10 protein-coding genes are annotated in these 6,601 nt (G+C 53.0%); all 10 read left to right on the plus strand.

Annotation, left to right across the window (positions count from 1 at the left end; translation table 11 throughout):
* Positions 1-10 precede the first annotated feature (10 nt).
* Positions 11-373 carry a hypothetical protein gene (locus tag AACZ40_RS08155; RefSeq protein ID WP_291178521.1) on the plus strand — a complete coding sequence of 121 codons (363 nt, stop codon included), beginning with the start codon at positions 11-13 and terminating at the stop codon, positions 371-373.
* Positions 373-618, plus strand: coding sequence for a hypothetical protein (locus tag AACZ40_RS08160; RefSeq protein ID WP_291178524.1), 246 nt, complete (start codon positions 373-375; stop codon positions 616-618). Before AACZ40_RS08155 ends, AACZ40_RS08160 begins: the two co-directional genes overlap by 1 nt.
* Before the next feature lie 10 nt (positions 619-628).
* A complete protein-coding gene (locus AACZ40_RS08165) occupies positions 629-1,264 on the plus strand; it encodes a hypothetical protein (protein ID WP_291178527.1) in 636 nt (211 codons plus the stop codon).
* Between the two features lie 198 nt (positions 1,265-1,462).
* The gene (locus AACZ40_RS08170) at positions 1,463-2,095 is read left to right on the plus strand and encodes a hypothetical protein (protein WP_291178530.1); all 633 of its coding nucleotides are present in this window, start codon (positions 1,463-1,465) and stop codon (positions 2,093-2,095) included.
* Positions 2,096-2,297: 202 nt separating this feature from the next.
* Positions 2,298-2,732 carry a hypothetical protein gene (locus AACZ40_RS08175; protein ID WP_291178533.1) on the plus strand — a complete coding sequence of 145 codons (435 nt, stop codon included), beginning with the start codon at positions 2,298-2,300 and terminating at the stop codon, positions 2,730-2,732.
* Between the two features lie 63 nt (positions 2,733-2,795).
* The gene (locus tag AACZ40_RS08180; protein WP_291178536.1) at positions 2,796-3,038 is read left to right on the plus strand and encodes a DUF6868 family protein; all 243 of its coding nucleotides are present in this window, start codon (positions 2,796-2,798) and stop codon (positions 3,036-3,038) included.
* Between the two features lie 32 nt (positions 3,039-3,070).
* Positions 3,071-3,577 (plus strand): hypothetical protein, encoded by a 507-nt coding sequence (locus AACZ40_RS08185; protein WP_291178539.1) that lies wholly within the window; start codon positions 3,071-3,073, stop codon positions 3,575-3,577.
* Positions 3,578-3,813: 236 nt separating this feature from the next.
* Positions 3,814-5,322 carry an SDR family oxidoreductase gene (locus AACZ40_RS08190; RefSeq protein ID WP_339673957.1) on the plus strand — a complete coding sequence of 503 codons (1,509 nt, stop codon included), beginning with the start codon at positions 3,814-3,816 and terminating at the stop codon, positions 5,320-5,322.
* Between the two features lie 102 nt (positions 5,323-5,424).
* Positions 5,425-6,093 carry a pyroglutamyl-peptidase I gene (pcp, locus tag AACZ40_RS08195; RefSeq protein WP_291178545.1) on the plus strand — a complete coding sequence of 223 codons (669 nt, stop codon included), beginning with the start codon at positions 5,425-5,427 and terminating at the stop codon, positions 6,091-6,093.
* Positions 6,094-6,457: 364 nt separating this feature from the next.
* The coding region (locus AACZ40_RS08200; RefSeq protein WP_339673962.1) for a prepilin-type N-terminal cleavage/methylation domain-containing protein at positions 6,458-6,601 on the plus strand (144 nt) is incomplete at its 3' end.

Below are 6,601 nucleotides of genomic sequence, written 5' to 3' on the forward strand. Positions count from 1 at the left end.
GATGACATCAATGGAAGCTGTTAAATACATATACCAGGTAAGTCCCTGGCTGTTGCTCTGCCTGGAATGTGCGGCGTTGTTTGTGGTGCTTTCCTGGCCGATGGTCAAAGGAAAATCGTGGCTGGTCGCTTCGCTGTTGGTGTTCTTGCTGGTCGATTTGTGTACTCAATTGCTGAGTTCCAGCGCCACTCCTGCAGAACCTGTTCTGATGGGGCCGGATGAGTATCAGCAACTCTGGAATGACTGGTTTCAGTTGAGCTGTCTGGCTCTGGTGGGAAAAGTTCTGTTTGTGATCGCCGTGTTTCGGTTAGGTGTAGGACTGAAACGATTTATGTCACCTGTTTCCACTGACTATGAAGCGAGGGAAATCTGATGGACTTCATGCAACTCTGTGTGCTGGGTGGCTTGATTCTGGTGGTGATCGCCACGCCCTGGATGATGGTGGTGTTTGTGAGGGACATGTTTCGTCACAACAGCCGAACCGGTTCTGGCGGCGGCGGAGGGGGTGGAATCATTGGTGCGATGCTGGAAATGGACCGGATCGTGAACCCCGCAGGTCAGCATGTGCAGGAAGCCAAAGAAGTCGAACAGGAAGAAGAAGGCATCGGCGGGGAGTAACTATTCACGAATGAAAACAAAAGATTACATTTATCTGGCGATCATGGCCGCTCTGGGATTTGCTCCGATCGTGGTCATTCCGTGGAGTGAGTGGGCTGCATTGTCGCCAGACTCGTCGTTTGAGTTCTTTTATCCGCTGTACCAGTGGGGGTTGCTGGCAGCCGGGGCCTTCATTTTGTGGCGTTTCGTTAAATCGGTGGACAAGAAAGTGGGAAACCGCGCGTTGCTCTGGCTGGTGCTGGTTCTGATCTGGTTGGTGAGTACGGTTGTGGGATTCCGTATGAGCCGGGAGACCCGGATGCAGGGGATGGCTGAGTTTGCGAAGCGGAGCCAGCCCTTGATTGCTGCGATCAAGGATTTTGAACAGGATCAGGGGCGACCTCCTGAGTCGCTCGCAGAACTGGTGCCCGCATATCTGGCGGAAGTTCCTGGGACGGGGATGCTGACTTATCCGGAGTATGAATATCAGCACGGAAAGGCAGCCCGGAACAGGTATGCCGACAATCCCTGGGTGCTGATCGTGAATACGCCAAGCGCCATCTTGAACTGGGACCAGATGTTTTATTTTCCCCGGCAGAATTATGCTGATGTCCCATTTCGTGCAGGTCTGGAGCGCGTGGGAGACTGGGCCTACAATCATGAATGAGTGCGTCTGTTGTGTTTTTCGTATTGGGATTCAAAATATTTCTGATACGTGGTGGATGGATCTTGCTGCTGGGAAGCGGGGGTAATGCTGCTTTGGGGATTCTTGCTGCCTGGTCAATTCGCTATTATATCAATCGTATGGATGAGCGAAGGAACATTCAGGAGCACAGTCGACGCGAATAACAAGAGGTCTATGGCCATGAAACGTAAAGAGCGGATCTATCTGACTTTGTTTGCAGTGACTGCTGTCGGGTATTTACCGTTTGCACACTGGATTTCGACGACCCCTATCGGAACTTCACTGTTTCTCTGGCTGGCGATTTTTTATGGCATAGTATTTCTGCTGGCATTGCTGGCGATACCTGTGTCTCTGATCTGTCTGTTTTTCAAGCGATATCGCAGGGATGCATTGCTGATCCTGATTCTGGTTTTGATCTATATTCCCGGTTGTATTTACAGCATTCACCTGGGACAACAGGTACGCATGGCCCGGATGGCAGACTTCGCTGATCGGAGCCAGATTCTGGTAAAGGCGATTGAAAGTTACACGCAGGATCATGAACGTCCTCCCGAAGCACTGGAACAACTGGTGCCCGACTATCTGCCTGCTGTTCCCGGCACGGGAATGATGGCCTATCCGGAGTACAATTATCATACGGGTCAAAAAGCCCGCGAGCGGTATCAGGAAAATCCCTGGGTGCTGATCGTGCCCACTGGTAGCGGTGGACCCAACTGGGACCAGATGATGTATTTTCCCAAACAGAACTATCCAAAGAACGGTTATGGCGGCTGGCTGGAACCCGTGGGCGACTGGGCCTACGTTCATGAGTGACCGCTGGAACGGGGAACGCTGCTGATTATATCAGCCGTGGATTTCTTCCTGATCTGGTTTACAAGTAAAGAGTATCGTTTCAAATAGTGAACTCATTTCCTGCCAGTTGCTGTTTTGTTTTCTTAATGAATACGTGTTAAACTCTTTGAGTCATACTTACTGATTCATTACCTGGAAAACATTCTCACCCGGGAGCCACCTGATGTCACTTAGTACGGAACAACTCCTGCCCATCCTGGCGATTGCGATTACACTCTCGGCTTACCTGTCGGGAATTCGGCTGTATTTGATTCAGAAGATTCGTGAAATCCCCAGAGATGACCCGGCGCATGCGGAGAAAAAATATGCGATCCAGAAACAGCTGGGCTGGCTGACCCTGGCGGATGCTCCCATTGTGATGTCTGCATTCCTGCTGGGGCTGGGTCTACTCTGGTTTTCTTTGACGGGTTTAAGAACTCCCGCCTGGATGCTCTCCCTGGGGCTGTGGCTGTTCCTGTTCGCCGGCACGATGATGGTGCTTCAGCACTTCCTGGCCTGGCATCGTACATTGATCGAACTGGTTCCCATCGCAATCCTGGTACTCATCGGCATTCTGATTTTGTTTGCGCTGATGATCTGGAAGACGTTTTTAATGTGAGGTTCACCAGCGGCTGGTGTTTGTCATCACGTTACGCCTGGAGTTCTGGAAGGGAGAAACAGCATGGATCTGCAAACCCTGACCGCGTTTTTCATGTGGTGCACGATCGTGAATGGATCAATCCTGATTGTGTGGACTCTGATTTTTCTGCTGGCGCCGGATCTGGTGTATCGTTCGCAGCACGCCTGGATCCCGCTGCCACGAGAATCGTTTAATGTGATCATGTATTGCTTTATCGGGCTGTTCAAACTGCTGTTTCTGGTGTTTAATGCAGTACCATACCTGGCGTTGTTACTGATCGGTTGAAGTTGGAATCTAAACTTAGTCTGTAGTTTGTTATGACAGAGAAACCACCCTGGGAGAAATCAGGTTCGCTGCCTGGCGAACGGGACTTCGATCCTGATCAAGGCGACCTCGACGCGCAGGTGGCCTGGGAACACTTTGGTGGTTTGTCGCTGGCCGACGCTTATCGAAAGTTCCAGGAAGATCCGGAACGGTATGCAGAAGATTTCATGTATATGGGGGGCGCAGCGTTCGCGTATTATTTTCCCGTGCTCGAACGTTATCTGCTGGTTACCCCTGTCTGGCGTGAGGAAGAGGGAGTGGAATGGTGTCAGATTCTTGGTCTGGGCGCCGCGATTCAGTTTCAGTTTACGAAAGAGAGACAGCCGGAAGTCGATGAGCTGGCACCGCATGTGTTACAGCTGATATCGTACGTGAAAGAATCGATCAAAGTCCACGTTGCGAGCGGACATCCCTACATTTCCGACCCGGAAACCCAGCGTCATGTCATCGAAGAATGGAACGCGCTCGAACAGTATCTGCAGCAGCTTGGGGAACGGTGAGCAGTAAACGTGTTTGATGTGGAAGTACTGGTAATTCGCTGAAATGATGTTCTGAACTGAAAGATCAGACGCCGATTGGGCTGGGCGGTTGAGCCGTCATGGTGTGTATAAACAGAAATGAAACCTGTTTTTTGTGTGAACTCTCAATTCTCCCCTCAACATCTTCAGTTTCAACACTATAAATCAGCAAGCTAAATTTCTATTCTGTTTCCAGTTGAGCGAAAGTGCGGTTTTGAATGGTTGAGAATGAACGAGACGCAAATTCCACAGCCGACCTGGTTCTGTTGACCGGTGCTACTGGATATGTAGGCGGGCGACTGCTGCAGGCATTGGAACAGCGGGGAGTGCGATTGCGGTGTCTGGCGCGGCGTCCTGAGAATCTGCGTGCGCGGGTGGGGAATGCAATCGAAGTAGTTGCCGGCGATGTGCTGGACCCGGAAACACTGCCGCCGGCGCTTAAGGGTGTTAAGGTGGCGTACTACCTGATTCACTCAATGGGTGAGAAAGGTTCGTTTGAAGAGAACGACCGCCGAGCCGCTGAGAATTTTGCCAATGCGGCCCGGGACGCGGGTGTGGAACGGATTATCTACCTGGGCGGCCTGGGAAATGAAGCGGAAACGCTCTCGCCGCATCTGCGGAGTCGCCAGGAGGTGGGGCAGATTCTGCGGGCGTCGGGCGTGCGGGTGCTGGAGTTTCGCGCGTCGATTGTGATTGGTTCAGGCAGCCTGTCGTTTGAGATGATCCGCTCGCTGGTGGAACGACTGCCGATTATGATCACACCCAAATGGGTGATGCGGTCGGCACAGCCGATTGCGATTGAGGATCTGATTGCTTACCTGACGGCAGCGCTGGATATCTCGTTACCGGAAAGCCGGGTGTTTGAAATTGGGGGAGCCGATGAAGTCTCTTATGCGGAGATCATGCGCGTGTATGCCCGCAGTCGCGAGATCAATGTGCGGATGATTCCGGTTCCCTTTTTGTCGCCTTACCTGTCGAGTCTGTGGCTGGGACTGGTGACGCCGCTCTATGCCCGCATTGGTCGCAAGCTGATTGAAAGTATCGTGCATTCAACGGTGGTCCAGGATCAGAGTGCGCTGCAGGCGTTTGATGTAAAACCGATGGGCATTGAAGCCGCGATACAGCGGGCTTTGATTAATGAGGAACGGGCGTTTGCCGAAACACGCTGGTCGGATTCGCTCTCCTCGTCAGGTTCCCTGCCCGCCTGGTCCGGGGTCCGCTTCGGGACGCGGTTTATCGATTCCCGTTGTGTGGAAGTCGCGCGACCGGCGGCGGTTACTTTTCAGCCAATACGCAGGATTGGCGGCGATACAGGCTGGTATGCCTGCAACTGGTTATGGCATCTGCGGGGCTGGCTGGATCTGCTGGTCGGCGGCATTGGCGTCAGGCGCGGACGTGCGAATGCAGAGACACTGCGTGTCGGTGATACCGTCGATTTCTGGCGAGTCGAAGCGTACGAACCGGACCGGCGGGTACGACTGCTGGCGGAGATGAAGCTGCCGGGCCGGGCGTGGCTGGAATTCGAAGTGACCGGCACAGGCGAGACGTCAACGATTACACAGACGGCGATCTTCGATCCCGTCGGTCTGTGGGGACGACTCTACTGGTATGCTGTCTGTCCGCTGCATCATTTTGTCTTTTCCGGGATGATACACAACATCGCGGCTGCCGCCGAAAGGATTCCGCAAGGTGATGAAAAAACATCAGAGGCAGGTTCTGGATTGTAGTCAGTCTGTTCGTGGGTGCGTTATGGTATAGAGCGACCTGATTGTTGTAGGATGCGATGATCAGTAGACAGCGCAATCATTCACTCAGTAGTGAGGCACTCCATGAAGAAAGTTTTGCTGACCGGTTTTGAAGCTTATGGGTATACGCCGATTAACCCTGCGGAATCGGTGGCGCGGGCGCTGGAGGGGACAACAGTCGGAGATGCGGAGATCGTCTCGCGAATTGTGCCGAATACGTTTTTTAAATGCATCGATTTCGTCACAGCAGCGATTGAGGAAGTTCAGCCGGAACTGGTCGTGATGATGGGTGAATACGGGGGCCGTTCGATGATTACCGTCGAGCGGCTGGCGCAGAACCTGAATGATGGGACACGGTACGGTTTAACCGACAATACGGGCCAGTCGCTGCAGGGAGAAATGACAGCTAAGGACGGACCGGTCGGCTATTATGCGACGCTGCCCGTGCGTGCCATGGTGAAAGCGATGCGGGCCGCTGGCGTTCCGGCAGATATCTCGGATGCGGGGGGAACGTTCTGTTGTAATCACCTGATGTATGGCGTGCTGCATCATATCGCTCAGAAGCAGTTACCCATCCGGGCGGGCTGGATTCATCTCCCTTTTCTGCCTGCTGTGGCGGCGCGGGAGGAGAATCTGGGGGCTCCCAGTATGTCTGTTGAGACGGCAGTTACAGGCGTGAAAACGGCGATTCAGGCGGCCCTGGAAAATCCCGAAGACATCAATGAGGCCAGTGTCTCGCGGTTATTGATCTGATGTAAGATACATCTGTTATAGAGTTTAGCTCTATTATGGGCTGTTCGGAATCCATTTCCGCATTTTTCCGTACTTTCCCTGGAAGCGACTTGACGATTTGCTTTTCGCCTCGCTATATTGCTGATATTGAGACTCAGTGTCACTTGTATGGCTGGGTTCAATGCAACTGTTTATTTATTTTTCCGGAATAGCCCGCAAAAGGTAACAGGACCATCGAAGGCCGTGGGGAGCGCATTGGATTGCTCCCCTGCTCTTCCGAAAAACAGGTCTCCTCAGTAGCCAGCCAATCGCTCCGGCGAGTTTTACTTCCGTGTGGGAAGTGAATGTCCCGATTCCTGGTTTCCCTCTGAAGGAGATATCCACCATGTTGTCTCGTACAACACATCGTCCCCGTTTCCGCGCTCCCCGGCGCGCCGGTTTTACTCTGATCGAACTGCTGGTCGTGATTGCCATCATTGCCATTCTGATTGCATTGCTGTTACCCGCCGTCCAGCAGGCCCGCGAGGCG

The sequence above is a fragment of the uncultured Gimesia sp. genome (assembly GCF_963972345.1).
Classification (GTDB): Bacteria; Planctomycetota; Planctomycetia; order Planctomycetales; family Planctomycetaceae; genus Gimesia.